At 60.0% G+C, this 19,312-nt stretch carries 17 protein-coding genes; 5 read left to right on the forward strand and 12 right to left on the reverse strand.

What is annotated here, in order from left to right; genetic code table 11:
- Nucleotides 1–12 precede the first annotated feature (12 nt).
- The 11 genes from AC3Y64_RS12310 to rfaH form a co-directional block, all read right to left on the reverse strand.
- A complete protein-coding gene (locus tag AC3Y64_RS12310) occupies nucleotides 13–948 on the reverse strand; it encodes a glycosyltransferase family 2 protein (protein WP_489987658.1) in 936 nt (311 codons plus the stop codon).
- Nucleotides 942–2,255, reverse strand: a complete 1,314-nt coding sequence (locus AC3Y64_RS12315; protein WP_489987659.1) for an O-antigen ligase family protein — start codon at nucleotides 2,253–2,255, stop codon at nucleotides 942–944. Before AC3Y64_RS12315 ends, AC3Y64_RS12310 begins: the two co-directional genes overlap by 7 nt.
- A complete protein-coding gene (locus AC3Y64_RS12320; RefSeq protein WP_489987660.1) occupies nucleotides 2,252–3,364 on the reverse strand; it encodes a glycosyltransferase in 1,113 nt (370 codons plus the stop codon). The genes AC3Y64_RS12315 and AC3Y64_RS12320 overlap by 4 nt, the downstream gene beginning before the upstream one ends.
- On the reverse strand, nucleotides 3,361–4,431 hold the full coding sequence (locus tag AC3Y64_RS12325; RefSeq protein WP_489987661.1) for a glycosyltransferase: 1,071 nt from the start codon (nucleotides 4,429–4,431) through the stop codon (nucleotides 3,361–3,363). The genes AC3Y64_RS12320 and AC3Y64_RS12325 overlap by 4 nt, the downstream gene beginning before the upstream one ends.
- An 11-nt stretch (nucleotides 4,432–4,442) precedes the next feature.
- A complete protein-coding gene (locus tag AC3Y64_RS12330; RefSeq protein WP_489987662.1) occupies nucleotides 4,443–5,150 on the reverse strand; it encodes a WecB/TagA/CpsF family glycosyltransferase in 708 nt (235 codons plus the stop codon).
- Complete coding sequence (locus tag AC3Y64_RS12335) at nucleotides 5,147–6,505, reverse strand: UDP-glucose dehydrogenase family protein (protein WP_489987663.1); 1,359 nt, start codon at nucleotides 6,503–6,505, stop codon at nucleotides 5,147–5,149. The genes AC3Y64_RS12330 and AC3Y64_RS12335 overlap by 4 nt, the downstream gene beginning before the upstream one ends.
- A 46-nt stretch (nucleotides 6,506–6,551) precedes the next feature.
- Nucleotides 6,552–7,940: an undecaprenyl-phosphate glucose phosphotransferase gene (locus tag AC3Y64_RS12340; RefSeq protein ID WP_489987664.1), complete on the reverse strand. Its 1,389-nt coding sequence runs from the start codon at nucleotides 7,938–7,940 to the stop codon at nucleotides 6,552–6,554.
- 64 nt (nucleotides 7,941–8,004) lie between these two features.
- Nucleotides 8,005–10,323, reverse strand: coding sequence for a GumC family protein (locus tag AC3Y64_RS12345; protein ID WP_489987665.1), 2,319 nt, complete (start codon nucleotides 10,321–10,323; stop codon nucleotides 8,005–8,007).
- 2 nt (nucleotides 10,324–10,325) lie between these two features.
- Nucleotides 10,326–10,859: a polysaccharide biosynthesis/export family protein gene (locus AC3Y64_RS12350; RefSeq protein WP_489987666.1), complete on the reverse strand. Its 534-nt coding sequence runs from the start codon at nucleotides 10,857–10,859 to the stop codon at nucleotides 10,326–10,328.
- 12 nt (nucleotides 10,860–10,871) lie between these two features.
- A complete protein-coding gene (locus tag AC3Y64_RS12355; protein ID WP_489987667.1) occupies nucleotides 10,872–12,032 on the reverse strand; it encodes an outer membrane beta-barrel protein in 1,161 nt (386 codons plus the stop codon).
- A 53-nt stretch (nucleotides 12,033–12,085) separates the two neighbouring features.
- A complete protein-coding gene (rfaH, locus tag AC3Y64_RS12360) occupies nucleotides 12,086–12,619 on the reverse strand; it encodes a transcription/translation regulatory transformer protein RfaH (protein ID WP_489987668.1) in 534 nt (177 codons plus the stop codon).
- A gap of 748 nt (nucleotides 12,620–13,367) precedes the next feature.
- Between rfaH and AC3Y64_RS12365 the strand changes: the two genes are divergently transcribed.
- The gene (locus tag AC3Y64_RS12365) at nucleotides 13,368–14,342 is read left to right on the forward strand and encodes an NAD-dependent epimerase/dehydratase family protein (protein WP_489987669.1); all 975 of its coding nucleotides are present in this window, start codon (nucleotides 13,368–13,370) and stop codon (nucleotides 14,340–14,342) included.
- A gap of 10 nt (nucleotides 14,343–14,352) precedes the next feature.
- Here AC3Y64_RS12365 and AC3Y64_RS12370 read toward each other — a convergent pair whose 3' ends face one another.
- Nucleotides 14,353–14,562, reverse strand: a complete 210-nt coding sequence (locus tag AC3Y64_RS12370) for a hypothetical protein (RefSeq protein ID WP_489987670.1) — start codon at nucleotides 14,560–14,562, stop codon at nucleotides 14,353–14,355.
- Between the two features lie 97 nt (nucleotides 14,563–14,659).
- On the opposite strand from AC3Y64_RS12370, the gene AC3Y64_RS12375 reads away from it, so the two are divergent.
- The 4 genes from AC3Y64_RS12375 to AC3Y64_RS12390 all read left to right on the forward strand — a co-directional run bounded on the left by AC3Y64_RS12375 (nucleotide 14,660) and on the right by AC3Y64_RS12390 (nucleotide 19,298).
- Complete coding sequence (locus tag AC3Y64_RS12375; RefSeq protein ID WP_489987671.1) at nucleotides 14,660–15,220, forward strand: hypothetical protein; 561 nt, start codon at nucleotides 14,660–14,662, stop codon at nucleotides 15,218–15,220.
- Between the two features lie 302 nt (nucleotides 15,221–15,522).
- Nucleotides 15,523–16,653: an alkene reductase gene (locus AC3Y64_RS12380; protein WP_489987672.1), complete on the forward strand. Its 1,131-nt coding sequence runs from the start codon at nucleotides 15,523–15,525 to the stop codon at nucleotides 16,651–16,653.
- 54 nt (nucleotides 16,654–16,707) lie between these two features.
- Nucleotides 16,708–17,739, forward strand: coding sequence for a LysR family transcriptional regulator (locus AC3Y64_RS12385; RefSeq protein WP_489987673.1), 1,032 nt, complete (start codon nucleotides 16,708–16,710; stop codon nucleotides 17,737–17,739).
- A gap of 221 nt (nucleotides 17,740–17,960) precedes the next feature.
- Nucleotides 17,961–19,298 carry an MFS transporter gene (locus AC3Y64_RS12390; protein ID WP_489987674.1) on the forward strand — a complete coding sequence of 446 codons (1,338 nt, stop codon included), beginning with the start codon at nucleotides 17,961–17,963 and terminating at the stop codon, nucleotides 19,296–19,298.
- Nucleotides 19,299–19,312: the final 14 nt, after the last annotated feature.

A 19,312-nucleotide genomic window follows, 5' to 3' on the forward strand; every position in this document is an offset into this window, starting at 1 on the left:
AGGACGGTGGCTTCAGGCGTTTCGGCGCAAGGTTTTTACCCGTGCGTAGAGGTAGCGCAGGGTCGGTTTGCCATGGGCCAACAGCAACGTCTGCCATGAGTGCGCAAGCATCTGCCGAAATACCTCGATGACCCGCGCATGGTCGCCGCGCCGGGAAAACGCATTGAGGAATTCGGCGTGATTGCTCAGCACGAAATGAATGCGTTGTTGCTGGCTCAGCCGCGCGCCGTAGCGGCTCAGATACAGTTCGATAAAGCGGATCTTGTGCGGGTAGTACTTTTCCGGCTGCGCGGTAATGTTGGTGCTGCTGACGGCCCGCCAATGCAGAATCTGCGGCACGGTGTGGATCTCGCGCAGCTCGGCAATCCGCGTCCACAAAAGGCGATCCTCGGCAAAGCGCAGGCGCTGGTCGAAGCCGCCGATGGCAACCACGGTTTCGCGCAATGCCAACACGCCCGAGGTGCCATTGATCATGTTCTCGCGCATGAAATCGGCAAAGTGATCACCGTTTTTGCGGCGATCTTCCAGTTGTCGTTTACCGTCATCGAATTCACTCATCTGATAGCAATCGATGAGGCCGACCTGATGACCTTTTCGGGCCAGTTCGGCGTACAGCGCCAATTGCTTTTCCAGCTTCTGCGGGTGCCAGCGGTCGTCGGCGTCGAGGAAGGCAATGAAGGTTTCCTGCGCCGCGAAAATCCCGCGATTGCGCGCCGTGGCCGGGCCCTGGTTGGCCTGTTGCAACAGCTGCAACGGGAACGGCGCCACATAGTCTTTGACGATTTGCGCGCCGGCATCGCTGGAGCCGTCATCGACGACGATCACTCTGTCCGGCAGACGGGTTTGCTCGCACACCGAATCCAGCGTGCGGGCAATGCTCGCGGCGGCGTTGTACAGCGGAATCACCACGCACACCGTGACGGGCATCTTCGGAGGGTTGTTCAGCATGGTCGTTGCTCCTTGAAGGCGCTGCGCAAAGGGCGGGCGTCCACGGCGACGGGGCGCTGCGCCGTGCGTTTGATCTGCTGATGACGGAACGTCAGGCTCAACACGCAAAACAGCAGAAACTCGCCCGAGCGGTAGTTGGGGATCACGTAGGCGACGTAGTTGGTGACGACGAACAGGCCGATGATCACCAGCGCGCAAGCCTGATAGCGGGCGGATTGATCGGCGGTGGTGATGGCGCGATAGCGTTTGACCAAGGCCTGGGCAAACAGCAGCAGCAACGCGATGAGCTGAATCATTCCGCCATTGAGCAGCGTTTCGACGTAGCCGCTGTGGGCGTTGCCGATGTAGCCCCAGCGATTGATGAACGCGTCGGCATCGGCACTGGCCCAGAACGCACCAAAGCCGTAACCCTTGATAAAGCGGTCATCGATCAACGGCTGCAGCAATTCCCAGATCAGCGTGCGGTCGGTGAGCGACGGGTCGCGCCCGACCAGTTCCAGCAGCAGCGCGTAATTGGCGTAGAGCAGCAGGCACAGCAGAAAGAACACGATCGTCGCGGCGAACAGCGTGGCCATCGAGCGGTTGATGCGCAAGCGGATCAACAGCAGAAAATAGCCATAGCTGACGCCGCCCGCGACGATCAGCGCAATTGCCGTCGCCGATTGCGCCAGGCCAATGGCAATCAACGCGCATAAGCCATAGAACATCGCCAACGGGTTGCGTTGGCGAATCATCGGCAGCAGCAACAGGATCGCGATGGCATTGAGGCGTGCCCCGGCGTTCTTTTCCGCGAAGATTCCGCGAAAGGCGCCGTCGCGAATACCGCCGGCAATAAAGGCGATGTCCGGTCGAATCAGGGCAAAAATCAGCCCGACCAACGCCGCCGCGCCAATCACGCAACCGAACAGGAAAGCAATGCGCTCCAGGCTGTAGCGATAGGCAATGAAACCGGCAAAAAACACCACGCTGAGCAGGGCCACGAAACGCTTGAAACTGAGCATCGGCTCGCTTGACCAACTGATCGACGCCGCCACGCAGGCGAGAAACAGCAACAGGAAGAAATTCTGTCGGTAGAAGCTTTTGCTCAGGAAGATTTTCTGGCGGACGAAGAAGAACAGTGGCACCAGCAACGTTAACAACCCGCAAACCTGATTGGCGACGTTGCCTTCCAGATCCTGCTGCGCATCGTCCAGCACGCTGACGTTACCCAAGCGCAGAAAGAAGCTGATCACCTGGGTGTAAAACAACACGCCGAACAAGGTGAATGCATCGCCCAGCGTTGAGTAACGCACTTGCAGCCGGTTCATTGCTGCGGCCTCCCAAGCAAGGCTTGCAGATAGGTCTGCACGGCGCGTGCATTGATAAATCGGGCGGCCGCATTGATGCGCTGTTGTCGATTCAGCGCCCGAGGACTGGCCAATTGCGCGCGGATGGCTTCGGCGAGTGCCACCGGGTCATCGACGTCAACCAAAGGCGCGACGCGGCCATCGGCAAGGATTTCCTGTGGGCCATACGGGCAACGTGTCGCCACTACCGGCGTGCCCGTCGACAGGGCTTCGACCAACGCATTGGGGCTGCCTTCGAAGCGTGACGACAAAACAAAGCAATCGGCCCGGGCGATTTCGGCGATGGGGTCGGCGGCGTAGCCGGGCAGGTCGAAACGTTGCGCCACGCCAAGCGCCGTGGCCCGTGCGAGCAAGTCACTGCGCAGCGAGCCTTCGCCGAAAATGATCAGGCGCACCGTGGGATCCGGCAGACGCGCAAAGGCGTCGAGCAGGGTGTCGAAGCCTTTTTGCCGGGCCAGTCGTCCCACCGCAACAATCATCGGTGTGGCTTTGTCCCGCAGCCACGGATGGCGAGCGGCGGCGGGCGGGCGCTCGCGAAAATCATTGTCGAGTACCGGGTTGTCGGCGGTGGTGACGTCTCGCGGGCGGGCGATGGTGCTGTCGACAAGATCCTGAGCGACGCCCTGTGAAACGCAGATCACCGGGTTGGGAATCAACCGATACAGCCACGGCGCCAGCCAATAGGCGAACCGCACCGACAGGGCCGGGTTGACATGTTTGTCTCGGGAGAACGCGTTGCGCTCGCTGACGTGCAGGCGTTTCAGTGTGCCGGATAACGTCGCGGCGGCAATGGCCACGACGTTGACGTGGGTGAGTGCGGCCAGTTGCGCATCGAAACGGTTGGCGCGCAGGAAGCGTGTCAGCGCCGGCACGGCAGCGGCGCTGCGGGGACTTTGCAACCGCACTTGCCGCACCCGTGGATCGAGCGCGGCGAGATTGACGCCATCGCCCGTAAGCATCAGCAGCGTCACTTCATTGCCGGCCTCGACCAGTGCGCTGGCCAGACGCACCATCATTTTCTCCGCGCCGCCAGCACCGAGGTCTTGCAGAATGATCAGCAGATTTTTCATCGCTGCCACACCTGATAGTAGGCTTCGGCGGCGTATTGGCTGGTGTAGGGGCGGATCGCCTCGCTGACGGAATGCCGCGCGGGTGTGGCGTTGTCGAGGCTGTCGAGCAGCGACTCGGCCAGCGCCGGCACATCATCGACGTTGACCAAACGCCCGAGGCGACCGTTATCGAGCAGCTCACGCGGGCCGCTGCCGCAATCGGTCGAAACCACCGGCGTGCCCAGCGCCAGCGCCTCAACCAGCACCGTCGGCAAGCCTTCGTGCAGCGAGCTGAGAATCAGCAGGCGCGCCTGACGGATCAGCGGATAGGGATTGCGCAAATGCCCGGTGAAATGCACCTGGCGTTCGATGCCGAGCCTGACAGCCTGTTCTTCAAGCGCGGTGCGCATCGGGCCGTCGCCAGCAATCACCAGATACGGCAACGCCCGTTGCTTCGCCGCCAGCGCATAGGCTTCCAACAGCAAATGAAAACCCTTGGGTTGCACCAGCCGACCGATGCCCAGCCAAAAATGATGGGGCACGCCGCCGGGTAACGGCGCTTGCGCGGCCCGCAACAATTGCTCGGTGATCACCGCGTTCGGGCAGTAACGAATGCGCGGTTGCCCCCACGGCATGAGCCGCGTCAGCGATTGGCGCAAGCCCTGCGACACCGCAACGACCTTGCCGCTGCCGCACAGGTACAGCGCGTACAACAGGCGCAGGCTGGCGAGGCCGGTTTTCTGCTCGGCACAATCGAGCGCGGCGTGGCGGCTGTAAATGACTTTGCAGGGGCTGCCGAGCGTGGCGAACCACGTGCACAGATTCGCTTGCTCCTTGGCGCCGATCAGGTGCGTGACGCCTTCGCGACGAATCAACCGGCGGAGCAACACAATCGAGCTGAGCAATCCACGCAAGCCGCTGCCGCCGCCGGCACTGCTCGGTGCGCCGTCGACGTCGGGTGAATCGCCGTTCATGACGAAGAAACTCACCCGGCGACCATCCTGCAGAAACTGCTCGGCCAGCCGTTGCTGCACGCACTCGACGCCGCCGCCAGTCTGGTAATCCTTGAGGGTGAACAGAATATGCATCGGCGTGATCCTCACGGGGCAGTGACATCGATGGCGACCTGACGACGCAAAATCAATTCGGTCAGGCGCAGCGCGTTGCTCGGGTAATCGAGCAGGTAACGTTTGATCGTGTGGGGCTCGCGGTACATGCGATAGAACGCGCGCAAGTGCAGGCGGTTGATGGCGTCGGGGTAGTAGCGCTCGCTGGCGTCGGCTTCCTGGCGAATGAACCCGCCGCAGGTAAACGCCACGCCGCTGAAACCGCCTTGCAGGGCTTGCAGCACAAAGCGTTCCTGCAAACCGGCGCCGAGGCCGACCAGCAGCACGTTGGTCCGACAACGGCGAATGTCGGCCTGCAGCGCCACAGCTTGTTCGGCGTCGAAATAGCCGTTGTGCGTGCCGACCAGATGCAGGCGCGGGTACTGCTTGCCGAGTTTTTCGACGAAGCGTTCCAGTTCAGACTGACGAGCGCCGACGAGGTAGACCCGCTTGCCGCGTTGCTCGCACTCGCGCAACACCGGATCGGCGATGGAGGTAAAGTCGAAACTGACCCGTTCCACCGCACGCCCGGTGATGCGCGACATGAAACCGGACATCAGCATGCCGTCGCAAAAGTACGCCAACGACTGCGCGGGCTGGTGCATGAAGCTGCCGATGGAGGCGAAATTGATAAACGAAAAGGCCCGGTTCGAATCCAGCAAGGCCGGCGAATAATGGTCCACCAGTTCCAGACGGATCATGATGCGAGGCCTTGTGCCTGGGCGTCGTGGGTCGGGCGACCGACGCTGATGTAGGTGAACCCGCGGCTGCTCAGGCGCTGCGGATCAAACAGGTTGCGGCCATCGAAGATCAGCGGTTGTTTGAGCAAGCGCGCGAGCAGTTCGAAATCCGGGGCGCGAAACGACGACCATTCGGTGACGATGACCAGCGCATCGGCGTTTTTCAGCGCGGCTTCCTTGGTCCCGGCCAACGTCAGGTCTTCACGGGCGCCGTACAGTTGCTGGGTCTGTTCCATCGCCTTCGGGTCGAACGCCTGCACGCTGGCGCCGGCGCGCCACAGCGCTTCCATCAACACGCGACTGGGTGCCTCGCGCATGTCATCGGTATTGGGTTTGAAACTCAGCCCCCACACGGCAAAGGTCTTGCCTTCCAGCGCGCCGTTGAAGTGATCGGCGATCTTGTGAAACAGCGTGGTTTTCTGCTCGTTGTTGCGCGACTCGACGGCTTTGAGCATGCGCGCATCGATGTCGACGCCTTGGGCTGCATGAATCAGCGCCCGTACATCCTTGGGAAAACATGAGCCGCCATAGCCGACGCCGGGGTAGATGAACTGATAGCCGATGCGCGGATCCGAGCCGATGCCGTGGCGGACCATTTCGATGTCGGCGCCGAGCTTTTCGGCGAGTCCGGCCATCTCGTTCATGAAGCTGATCTTGGTCGCGAGCATGCAGTTGGCCGCGTATTTGGTCAGCTCGGCGCTGCGCACGTCCATGACGATGATTTTTTCGCGGTTGCGATTGAACGGCTCGTACAACTCGCGCATCACTGCTTCGGCGTGCGGGCTGTCGGTGCCGATGATGATCCGGTCCGGGCGCAGGCAGTCTTCGACCGCGCAGCCTTCCTTGAGGAATTCCGGGTTGGAAACCACATCGAACGTCAGATCGCTACGGCCGGACTCCAGCAACACTTCATGGATGCAGTCGCGCACCCGGTCCGCAGTGCCCACCGGCACCGTCGATTTGTCGACGATGATCTGCTCGCCGCGCAGGTGTTGGCCGATGGTACGGGCGACACTGAGGACGTGTTTGAGGTCAGCCGAGCCGTCCTCATCCGGCGGTGTGCCGACGGCAATCAGGAGCACCTCGCCGTGAGTGACGGCGCTGGCCAGATCGCTGCCAAATTGCAGGCGCCCGCTCTGGTGATTGTCGCGCACCAGGCTTTTCAGACCCGGTTCATACAAGGGCAGGGTGCCGTCGTTCAAGGCCTGAACCTTGGCGCTGTCGACATCCACGCAGAGCACGTTGTGGCCGACCTCGGCCAGCGCGGCGCCCTGGACCAGTCCGACATAACCGATACCGAATACACTCACATTCATGGGAAAACCTCATGCGCGGTGGGGCGGGCCAGCGAGGTGGCCGCTGTCAGTAGATGTTTTTCGAGAACAGGGTGAAGGGCGTCTTCAGCAGGATCTTGATGTCCAGCCAGAGTGACCATTGGTTGATGTAGTTGAGGTCTTGGGCGACCCGTTGCTGCATCTTGTCGAGGGTCTCGGTTTCACCCCGGTGGCCAGTGATCTGCGCCAGACCGGTGATGCCGGGTTTGAGGCGGTGGCGCGCCATGTAGGCGTGCACCTTGCCGGTGTAGTAGATGTTGTGAGTGACGGCGTGGGGCCGTGGCCCGACCAGCGCCATGTGGCCGAACAGCACGTTGAACAGTTGCGGCAGCTCATCGATGGAACTGCGCCGCAAAAAGCGCCCGAGCGGCGTCACGCGGTCATCGTCACGGGTGGCCTGGCGCACTTGCTGATCGTCGTGCTGGCGCATCGAGCGGAATTTCCACACCCGGATCACTTCGCCGTCGCAGCCGTGGCGGTTCTGCTTGAACAGCACCGGGCCCGCCGAGGTCAGCTTGATCGCGATGGCGACTCCCAGCAGCAAAGGGCTGAGCAGGATGATCGCCACGGCAGCCACGCTGCGTTCGAACAAGTCTTTGCAGAACAGGCTGCCGGGGTGCGAGGTGAGCAGGCTTTCGTTGAGGTAGATCGCCGGCATCCGCTCGATTTCCGAGATCGAGTGATTGAGCAGCACCATGCTGCCCAGATCCGGAATCCACACCACGTCGACGTTCATGTCGAGCAAGTTGATGTACAGCGCTTCGATCGTCGCCGCCTCGGCCATCGGCAAGACGATGTAGACCCGGCGTGCCTGCAGGCGCGTGATGATTTCGCGGATGTCTTCGACTTGGCCGAGCAACGGCAGAATACTCGGCGCCGGGCCGCTGTCCGCCGTGCCGACAAAGCCGAGCAGCATCGGCCGTTCCGGATCGAAGAGTTTTCTCGCCAGTTCATGGGAGGTCGGGCAGGTGCCGATGATCACGGCGCGGCGCTCGTTGCAGATCTTGCGCGTGTACAACCGCACAAACAGATGCAACGGCAGAAAACTCGCGGCCTGAGCAAGAAATCCCGCGACTGCCCAGACGATGATCACCTGGCGGGAGAACAGCGCGCTGGTCTGGGTCACGAAGGCGATGCTCATCAGCAACCCCAGCAGGATCAGCCAGCCAGCGAGCAAGCGGCTTAGCCCGATCAGTAAGCCGTGGCGCTTGTGATAGACCTGCACCAGGCTGTAAACCGGCAGCGAGCCGAGCACCGTCAGGCTCATCAGCACCCGGTATTCACTGGGCAAGTCACCGACGCGCCAGTGCACCAGCACAATCAGCAACAGGTTGACCAAGGTCATCGCGCACAACCATTGCCCCCAGAACGTGAGGCCACGGCGTTGTGCCATTTGCGCGGAATATTGCGATGTCATCGGCTCGATCTCCGATTCGACAGACGGGGGAATGCAGCGTTGGCGGGCGGCACGGCCCGCGAGATCAGCGCGCTGCGAAGTCGTATTCGTAGAAGGATCGGGAGTGGCCGTGGCCGTACTTGCGCGCCTTGCGCAGATCGACCTGATTGAGTACCACGCCGAACAGCGGCGCCTGGCTCTGCTGGAGCATGGCGATGCTTTTGCGCACCTGGCCGACCGGAGTGCTCTGCGCCTTGACCACGTAGATCACCGCGTCCGAATGCTTGGCCAGGAGCAACGCATCGCTGACGATTTCCGCCGGTGGCGAATCGATGATGATGTGGCGATAGCGGGTCTTCAGCACTTCGAGCATGCGTCCCAGTCGTGGCGAACTGAGCAAGTCCTGCGCCGGCGGTTGAGCAACGGCGTAGCGCCCGCCGCTCGGCGATCTCAGGCGTGGGGTGTCAAACGGGTCGAGTGCCGAGGGCGTCAGGCAACCGGCCGGGAGCATGTCGAGATTGCCGACGGTGCGGATGCAGTCTTCGAGGCGCGCAGTGCCGGCCATCAGGTTGGCCAGCCCTGGGTTTTCCGCCGGGAAATCGAAGTTCAGCGACAGCGTCGGCTGACGCATGTCGGCGTCGATCAACAACACCCGTTCAAGCGAAGCAAGGGAGCACGCGAGGTTGTTGGCAATGGTGCTTTTGCCTTCGCCCGACACCGAGGACGTCACCAGCACCACTTGCGACGGCGCTTCGCTGCTTTGCAGCATCAACCAGGTGCGCAGGTTGCGAATCGTCTCGCAGAATCTCGGGTGGTCGTTGTCCTCGAACAGCCGGGCCAACTGGCGACGGCTTTTTTTCACCACCAGCGGCACTACGCTGAGCAACGGTACGTTCAGCAGGCTTTCGACGGTGTCGTCGGTTTTGAAGGTGTTGCTCAGCGTATCGAAGAGGAAGGCGAGGGCGATGCCGATCACGGCGGCGACCAGTGCAACGATCGCGACGATCAGGGATTTGCGCGGTTTGCTCGCTTCCAGCGGCATGATCGCCGGATCGACGATGCGCGCCTTGGCGGAATCCATGTCAGAGGTGGCGGCGGTTTCTTTCAGGCGGGTGACGAAGGTTTCGTACAGTGCACGGTTGCTGTCGACTTCGCGCTGGAACTCGCGGAGCTGGAATTCCTTGCGCGAAATGTCCTGAATCTGCGCCTTGTTGCTGTTGAACGATTTGCGCAGGGCGTCCTCGCTGGCCACCGACAATTGATATTGGCGCTCGATGCCGGCCACCACTTGCTGCACTTGCAGGCGCAGGCTGTTGGCGGCGGTGCGCTGTTCCGAGCGGGCGGAAATCAGCGCCGGGTGTTTCGGCCCATACCGGCCCGACAACTCTTCGACTTTGGCCTGCGCCTTGGCCAGATCGGCCTGGAACTGCTGGATCAACGGATTGCTCAGCACCGCCGGAACACTGGACAGACGACTGATATCGCCATTGCTCAGGGACTGCGCCTGACGGAACTGGCTCTCGGCTTCGGCGCGATCCCGCCGCGCATCGATCATGCGGTTGCCGGTCATTTGCAGTTCGTTGGCGCTGATGGTGGCGACGCCGTCGACGTCCACCAGGCCTTGCTCTTCGCGGTACGCCTGCAGTTTGTTCTCGGCGACGCGCAGGTTGTCGCGCAACTCGACCAAGCGCGTGTTCATCCAACTGGTGTTGTTCTGCGAGGACTTCAGGCTGGTGTCCTGCTGGCTATCGATGAAACCTTGGGCGAGGGCATTGGCGGCAGCGGCGGCGAGGGCCGGGTCGGGCAGTTCGACGTCGATTTCCAGCAGTTGGCTCTTGCCGACGAATTTGACGCTGGTGTGCAGCATGAGGTTTTGCGTGACGTCGTTGAACACGTCCTCCTCGGTCGGCGCGGGTTTGGGCGGCGGCAGCAGATCCAGCCACGGCAGCCACTGACCGGCGTTGAGGTCCGCCAGCCATTGGCGCGGCGCGAACCAGCGTTTGGGTTGTTGGCGCGGGTCGGTCAACGGATGGGTGGTCAAGCCAAGTTTGCGCACCGCGCGTTCAGCCAGATCCCGCGATTGCAGAAGTGCCTGCTGGGTTTGCAAGTAATCCGTGGTGGTGCCGCCGTCTCTGGAATCGGCGGCTTGCTGAAAGCTGAGCACCGGCGGCGTCTTGTCCTTGATCAACAGCGTCGCGCTGCCGACGTATTGCGGCGTGATGAAGGACAGAATCACCACGGCGAGTGCGCAACTGATCAGCACCAGCCAGGCAATGTTCCACTTGGCGGACCAGACGACGCGCCACAATTGCAGGAGATCAAGGGTGTCCGACTCGTCACCGGACGCTTGCGCCTGGTGTGTCTGGAGTGGACGTTCGAGGTAGGTGCTAGGGCTGTTGTCCATGATCAGAAAAAGCCTTGTGCAATGGAAATGGTGTCGCCGGGGGCGATGACGGTGGTGCGCGAAATGTTATCGGTGACCGGTGGCCCGCCGCTGCCGCGCAGGATCGTTACGCGTTTCATCGAGGCGCGTTCGGTGAGGCCGCCGCCCAGCGCAATGGCTTTTTCCAGGGTCAGGCCCGGCTGGAAGGGATAGCTGCCGGGTTTTTGCACCTCGCCATTGATGTAGAAGGGGCGGTATTCGATCTGGGCGAGGCTGACTTTCGGATCGACGAGGTAGCCTTGCTTGAGGCCATCGACGATTTTCTGTTCGACCTGATTGGGCGTCAGGCCCATGGCAACGATTTCGCCTAAAAACGGATAAGAGAAGGTGCCGGAATCATTCAGGCGGATCTTCTTGAAGCTCAACTCGGGCTCGCCGAACACGGTAATGCGCAAGACATCACCGGCGGCCAAACGGTAATTGGTGCCGGGGTCTGCGGCCTCGACAGTCGGTGTGATCCATAGCAATAACAGCAGCAACATCAGGCGCGTGTTCATGGCCCAACCCTCTTACAGACTGACGTCGAAAGTGATCTGGAACACATTGCGGGTGAAGCTTTCGTTTGCCGCATCGGAGTCGTTATCGCGGTGGCGATAGGCGGCTTCGATATCCAGCCAGCGGCGCATCTTGTAGATCACGCCGAGCTTGTAATCCTGCAGATCGTCGCTGCGGCTCTGGCCTTCGTAGACGTAATGGCCCATGCCGGCCTCGGCGACGGTGGTGATACGCTCGGTCCAGCCATGGCGCCAGCCGATCTGGGTGAAGGTGGCTTTCACTGCGTCCGAGCCGTCATCGCCCTCGGCCATGGCTTGGCGGGCGAGGAACGAGAAGGTCGAGTAGGTACGCGGTTTCCACGCCAGATCCACTTGCCAGGTCGGATTGCTCAGGTCATCCGAACCGCTTTCATCGAAGTTCTTGCGCTCGTAACCGACGCGCACCTTGCCGGTGGTTCTCGCCGTCAGGTCCCATTCGGCGCCGGCGAGCACGGCATCGGAGCGGCTGCTGCGCGGGCTGTTCGATTGCAGGTAGTCGAAGCGGGTGTGGTCGTATTCGAGCAAGCCTCGGGTTTTGCTGCCGAGCCGGTGATACCAGGTGGTGCTCAGGTTGCTGGTGTTGCGTTCCTTGTCGTCATTGATGCCGTCGCCGTTGTCGTAGCGCAGTTGCGCGTAATTGGCACCGAAGTCGATCTGGTTGGCGGCGCTGCGGGCACCGAAGGTGTAGACGCCACCGACACGCGTGCTCTCGATCTTGTCGTTGATGCCATCGACGGCGGTCGAGGTAGTGCGCTCGTATTTGCGGGCTTCGGCTTCAAGTTTCAGGCGATGGCGATCTGTGAACTCCATGATGCTGTCGGCCCGCAGACGCTGGGCGGTATTGGAGGCGTCGCTGGCCTGGTGATAGATGTAGCGGGTCGGCTCCCAGATCACCCGGGTGGCGCTGTTGCGATCCTCGGCCTTGAGTTCGAAAGCGGGGGCCAGGCGAGTGACCATGGTCGACTCGACGTCGTGTTCCACTTCGCGAAAGTTGTCGTCGTAGCTTTCCGACAACGCGAAGGTCGGGGTGAAGTCGAAGCCATACACGTTGATGGCTTGCGGGTCCGTACTCCACGCCGCTTCGGGAAACAAACAGGCCACGAACAGCGCGGCGGGACAGCGAGACTTCAGGGCCATTGGCGGCTGCTCCTGAACGGGGATGTCGATGTCAGGCTTGGCGGGGTTGGAGGCTATTGCCGCTGACGTTCGAGGTGTCGCAGCGGTACGCAGACATGCTGCTGCCGGTTGAGAAACTGCAGCAGGAGCATCACGCGCTCGTCGCCTTGCATGGACATGAACACGCCTTCCAGCGGCGACAACGGGCCCTGGATGATTTGCAGCGGCTCACCGGGCTCAAGGGCGTGATCGGCAGGAAAGCCAATCGACTCTAGGCTGCGGTCACGCAAATGCGCGATCACCTGTTCCTCGACCATGGCGGGAACGTGATTGAACTCGACGATGCGGCTCACCCCCCGTGTGGAACGGATCGGCGCCCAATTGTCATCGCGGCTCAACTGAATAAAAACATAACCGGGAAACAGCGATTCAAGCACCCGGTGACGTTTGCCACGGACACTTCGTTCGCTCATCAGCTGCGGACGAAAGGTCATGTAGTTTTGTTGCTGTAAGTTGAGTTGTGCCCGTTCATCCTGGCGGGGCTTGCACTGCAATAAGTACCAGTTAGAACCGTTGCGGCAAACTGTTAGCATGCTGGAGTACTCCATACATAGCGATCGTTTCAGCAGGGCGGCCGATAACTTCGGACGTGCCGTCGTGCTGGCTAGTAGGTAGTAGGCTGATCAAGGCAAAGTGGCCAAGCCAGATGCATCAATGTCTTTATTGGCAGGGGGAAGTGTTTCAAATATGAATCACTTGAGGCGCATTATTGTTATATGCAACGGTGTTTCGGATATTAATCTTCGGCGGTTTTTGTTTAAGCAAAGCTACCGCACGGTCCGCATTCGCGACCTTGAAGATTTTTGGTTACATAAGTTGCCCAGTGTTGGGGGACATGAACAGGTGTGTCTGCACTGTCACCCGTGAGCAGGAAGTAGTTATCGGCCAGTCTTCGCAAGCTGTCAATTAATAACAGTCAAAAAGATTGCCTTTTATCCATTTTTTAATCGCTATGCACTTAACGTATTGTATTTGCTAAATAAAAAAATATGTTTTTAAGTTTTAAACTTTTTCAATGATCGGTGGTCGGTGCGAGTTAGTTGCTACAAATGATATCAAATTAGTTGCATTGCCAGTGGTGGGCGTCACTTGCTGTAGTGCGCGCAACGCGTTGTTATGCATGCGCTATTGGCCAATAGCGCAACTAGAGAAGTGCTGATAGTTGTCTTGTCACAGAACTAGGTCCAAGCTTCATGCGCCAAGGCCGTTGCCGGATGATCACATCGTCCGTGCTTGCCTGATTGCCGGCGATGCAGCCTTTAATCACCGATATGGTGTTGCACAGGAGTTTCTGTCATGACCCTTCTGATAACGGGCGCGGCTGGATTCATTGGATATCACACGGCTCTGCGTTTATGCCTGGAAGGGGTGGACGTCGTCGGCATCGACAACCTCAACCACTACTACGATGTGACGTTGAAACAGGCCCGTCTGCAAACATTGCAGGCGACGGACAACTTTCACTTTTACCCGATCGACATCGTCGACAAACCTGCGCTGGCGGCGCTATTCCAACGGTACAACTTCGATCACGTCATCCATCTGGCTGCACAGGCTGGCGTGCGCTATTCCCTCGACAACCCGGATGCCTACTCGCAGTCCAATCTGTTGGGGTTTCTCAACATTCTGGAAGCCTGCCGGCAGTTTGCGCCAGCGCACCTGATTTACGCCTCAAGCAGCTCGGTGTACGGCGCCAATCGTCACATGCCGTTCCGTGAGAGCGACCAGGTCGACTCGCCGGTTTCGCTGTACGCCGCGACCAAACGTGCCAACGAACTGCTCGCTCACAGCTATTGCCATCTATACGGATTACGCGCGACGGGCCTGCGTTTTTTTACCGTGTATGGCCCGTGGGGCCGGCCCGACATGGCGTTGTTCAAATTCACCGCAGCGATGCTCCAGGGCCGCGCCATCGACCTGTTCAATCAGGGCGAGATGTCGCGGGATTTCACCTACATCGACGACATCGTCGAAGCCATTTACCGATTGCACGACCAACCGCCAGCGCTTAGCGGCGAGCGCGGGACGAATCGTCTCTTCAATATCGGCCGTGGCAGTCCCGTGGCTTTGCTGAGCTTTGTCGAGTGCCTGGAAGCGGCGCTGGGCATCAAGGCGCAGCGGCGGTATTTACCGATGCAGGAAGGCGACGTGGTCAAGACTTGGGCCGACGTTTCCGCGCTTTCGGATTGCATCGGTTTCAGCCCGCAAGTGCCGGTCGAGCAGGGGGTGAAGGCGTTCGTGGATTGGTATCGGGAGTTTTATCGAGTCTGAATCTGGCGCATCAATGCAGCGTGACGACCCGCCGGCTTTCGCCAATGCGAATTCGGTCGAGCGCGCGGTTCAGTGCGTCCAGCGCATCGATCAGAGCCTTGGCTTCTGCTTCCCGACCTTCGCCCCAGAGGCGCTCGGCCATTTTGTTCAAGGCCTGGATGGAGCGTTCGATGTCGGCGGCGGTGGCGGGGGCTTCGTTGGGTGGCGATTTCCTGGGCATTGAAAGACCTGTGGGTGAAAGGGATGGATGGCTGAAAAAGTGGCTAAGTGCTAGCATTCGCGACCTCGTTGGAATTTACACTCTCAAGGATCTTTGAATGACTTATCTGCGCCTGCTGTTAGCTTCTGCCCTGATCGCACTCTGCACTGGCTGTGCCACATCCGCCCAAATTTCCGGCATGACGGTCGCGGCTGATCAAGACAAGGCAAGCACCTATGATGCACAACTAAAGAATAACGTGCGGGTTTCGGAGGTAAATGGCGGGGATAAAACCAATCCGCTATGGACTTCGGAAATCGACAGCCCTGACTTCGGCGCTGCACTCAAGCAATCGCTCGCTAACGCTGATCTGCTTGGCAACGAGTCCGCCTCTTATGCACTGCGGGCGAACTTGCTGCGCGTTGACCAGCCTCTGTTCGGCCTCAACTTCGAGGTGACCAGCGAGGTGGAATACACGTTGGTGGAAGCAGTGACCAACAAGGTTGTCCTGCGTGAAGTCATCCGTACGCCTTTCACGGCAGGCTTCGGCGATTCCGTCATTGGCGTGAAGCGTCTGCGCTTGGCCAACGAGGGCTCCGCTCGCGTGAACATCATCGCAATGCTCAAGCGTCTCAGCGACCTGAAAATCGAGGCCAAACAGGTTTCGTTGAAGAACTAGGCAATTGCTGAGATTGATTCAGGTATGACCTCTGGATGGGCGGCTCAAGTAGCTGCCCGTTTGTTTTATCTCTCTAGCGTTCGCAGTAACCCTTCACAAACCCCGAAGAGAAAAGCCGAACTTCGTTGCTGAAAAAGCAATAGTCATTTGCGATTGCGACGGATTGTTGCCGTCAGGCTCGGAAGTTAGCATCGATCCATCGTTGCAACTCAGGGCCGTTGGCGCGAGTTCAAGACAGTCCGCATGGTCAACCTGTCGCTCCCGCTGATCGTCGTCACACTCGATCTACTTCGGAAACTCCAATGTCCAGACTCTTCAATGAATTCCCGTTGGGCGACATCACGCTCAAAAACCGTATCGTCATGGCACCGCTGACCCGCTCGCGTGCAGCCAATGATGCTGCCGATGAGCGCGTGGCGTTGTATTACGCGCAACGCGCCACCGCAGGCTTGATCGTCAGTGAAGGCACGCCGATTTCCCGTGAAGGACAGGGCTATCTGTTCAATCCCGGTATCTTCACTGCCGAGCAGATCGCTGGATGGCGCCTCACCACCGACTCGGTGCATGCGGTAGGCGGCAAGATGTTTGCGCAAATCTGGCACGTCGGTCGCGTCTCGCACCCATCGATCCAGGAAGGCGCAAAGCTACCGGTGAGCGCCACGTCGAAGCAGGCGGTGGGCGCGACAGCGTTCGGTTACGACGCTGACGGCAAGCCGGCGCTGGTAGAGCCGCCGGCGCCACGCCAACTGGAAACGGCCGAGGTTTCGCGCATCGTCGGTGAGTTCGCGCAGGCTGCAGAAAACGCGATCGAGGCGGGTTTCGATGGCGTGGAAATTCACGGTGCCAATGGCTATTTGTTCGAGCAGTTCATGAATCCGCTGGTCAATGATCGAACCGATCAGTATTCGGCCGATCAACTGGAAAATCGTCTGCGCTTCACCCTGGAAGTGATCGATGCCGTCGTCGCGCGGATTGGCGCGGGCCGGGTGGGCATCCGTATTTCGCCGTACGGCCAGCTGTTCGATATGCCGCTGTATGAGCAGATCGATGAAACCTACACCGCGCTGGCAGCCGAGATCGGCGCGCGGCGACTGGCTTACGTGCATGTGATGGATCAATCCGGATTTCCAGCGCCGGGTACCGAAAGCAGTGGCGGCGGGCCGAAGGCAACCTTCCTCAATCTGCTGTCGACCATAAAGGCGAAACTGCCTGCCACGGCGTTGATTCTGGCGGGCGGCATGTCGCGCCAGCGTGCCGATGATCTGATCAATGACGGCATCATCGACCTCGCCGCGTTCGGCACCGCGTACATCAGCAACCCTGATCTGGTGGCGCGGCTGCAGAACAACTGGCCGTTGACCGACGCCAAGCGCGAAACGTTCTACGGCGGTGGCGCCGAAGGCTATATCGATTACCCGCCTTATCGAGGCTAACCAGTCACTGAAGAATTGGCAGCCGTCACCGTTATACGGGGCGGCTGCTTTTTCATGTCTGCTACAAACAGCCCTGAAAAGATCTCGCAACGGGACAAGCAGACGAAGTTCTGCTGTAGTGCCAATCAACTGCTATTGATGATCGGGATTTTTATGCACCTCAAAGCGCACCGGTACTTCGCCATGGTCGCCGTGACGGGAAGTTTCTCGGCGACGGCTCGGCACTTCCGCGTGCCGGCGTCCTCCGTTTCGCGGTTTATCGCGGCGCTTGAGCGAGAGGTGGGTCAGCAACTTCTGTATCGAAATACCCGAGCAGTGAAACTGACGGATGCGGGCGAACGTTACTACCTGCAAATCCGTGAAGTGCTGGAACTGCTTGATGCTGCCGATGAAGAAATATCCGGAAAGGGTGGCGAGGTTCGTGGACTTGTGCGGATCAACGCGCCGGTCGCGTTCGGCAGCCTGCACATCGTGAAACTGTTGAATGGTCTGTACGACAAGTATCCCGAATTGACCGTCGAACTGACGGTTACCGATGCCTTTATCGACCCGGTTCAGGAGGGCGCCGATATCATCTTCCGGGTGGGACACTTGGGAGACTCCGGATTGATCGGCCGGAAAATCTGCGAACAGCATTACGTTTTGTGCGCCAGTGCGGAGTACATCGCGAAGCACGGCAAACCTGCGTCACCGGGGGATCTGCAGAACCATGCCTGCCTGGTCTACAAGGGAACCGGCGGGGCGCAGCGCTGGTATTTCAGAAAACCTGGCAGCGACAAGGCCGACATCATCGATGTCCAGGGTCCGCTCAGAAGTAACAATGGTCAGGTCTTGGTCGAGGCCGCGCTGGCGGGCAGGGGCATCGTATTTTTCCCGTCCTGGCTCTTTAGCCGCGAAAGTTTCGTCAGCCGGCAGCTCATTCGGCTGTTACCGGATTGGCAAGGATCGGTGGAGCAGACGCCTAGCCAGATCCATCTGCTTTCCCCGGAGAATCGTCTGCGCTCGCAGAAGGTACGCGCGGTCTGGGATTACTTCATTAAAGCGATCGGCACTCCGCCTTATTGGGATGATCTGGGTGATTCTTGAGCTGAGCATGCCGATCGCTCGCGCCACGCTATAACCCCCGCTCTGCCACGCTCTGTTGGATTCTTTTGGCTCCCCGATAAGAAAAACCGATACCCGCTTAAAGATTTCCCAGAGGCGGGCGGGATACCTGCGGCTTTACAGTCACCTCCATCGTTCGGTATGGACGGCCTGCTTCCAGGCCTTGTTCATCGGAACTCTTACAACAATAAGAAGGTGAGAGCATGACTAGTGAAACGGTCGATATCAAAGCGTGGATCGACAACCGGCCAGTGGCCCGCTATCAGTGGCTGATCATGGGCCTGTGTTTTTTCATTGTGCTTTTCGATGGCTTCGACGTCGCCGTAATGGGGTTTATCGCACCTTCGTTGATCCAGGAATGGGGGCTGTCGAAAGCGGCATTTGGCCCGGTGATGAGCGCGGGCATGGTTGGGCTGGCGATTGGTGCGCTGACGGCAGGCCCATACGCCGACCGACTCGGGCGAAAAAAAGTCTTGCTGACGGCGGTGACCGGTTTCAGCGTGTTGAGCCTGGCCTGCGCGTTTGCGCGCAACCCGTATGAACTGGCCGCCTTGCGGCTGCTGACCGGTGTGGCGCTCGGCGCCGCATTGCCCAACACCACTACGTTGCTTTCCGAATATCTGCCGGAGCGTAATCGGTCGTTGTTCATCACGATCATGTTCACCGGTTTCAATATGGGCTCGGGGTTGGGCGGGTTTCTTGCGGCGTGGCTGATTCCCCATCACGGCTGGCAGTCGGTGCTGCTCGCTGGCGGGATTCTGCCGATGTTGCTGCTGCCGCTGATGTGGTTGCTGTTGCCGGAATCGGCACGTTTTCTGGCTGCGCGCAATGCGCCCGCCAGCCAGATCGCCAAAGTATTGAACAAGCTGGGCGGTACGTTCAGCGCGGCGACGACATTCGTCATCGCCGAACCTCAGGCGCAGCAGAAAGCCCCGCTGCGGTTGTTGTTCACCGAGCAGTATCGCTTTGGCACGCTTGCGCTGTGGGCGACGTACTTCATGGGGTTGCTGGTGATCTACCTGACTATGGGGTGGATGCCGACGCTGCTGCGTGAAGGCGGGCTGTCCATCGAACGCGCCGCGACCATCACCGGCCTGTTCCAGATTGGCGGCACCGTCGGCGCCATTGTGGTCGGCTGGGCGATGGACCGACGCAATCCGAATGCGGTGATTGCGACGTCTTATGCGCTGGGTGGCGCTTTCATCCTGCTGCTGGGCGCCTTCAGCCTGGAATCGAGCCTGTTGGCGATCGGCGTCGTAGCCGCAGGTTTCTGCATGAGCGGGGCGCAAACCGGTCTCAATGCTTTCGCACCGGGCTACTACCCGACGGACTGTCGTGCCACCGGCGTCAGCTGGATGCTGGGTATAGGCCGCTTCGGGGCTATCTTTGGTTCACTCATCGGTGGTGCGGTGCTCAGCCTCGGGCTGGGGTTGCCGCTGCTGTTCGCCCTGTTGAGCGTGCCTGCCTTTATCGCCGCGCTGGCGATCCTGGCCAACGGTCATGCACGGCGCCGAGTCAGTCGGGCCTTGCTGGCGCATTAATCTTTTTCGACAAA

Source organism: Pseudomonas sp. 4CAES_32.4, from assembly GCF_058136335.1.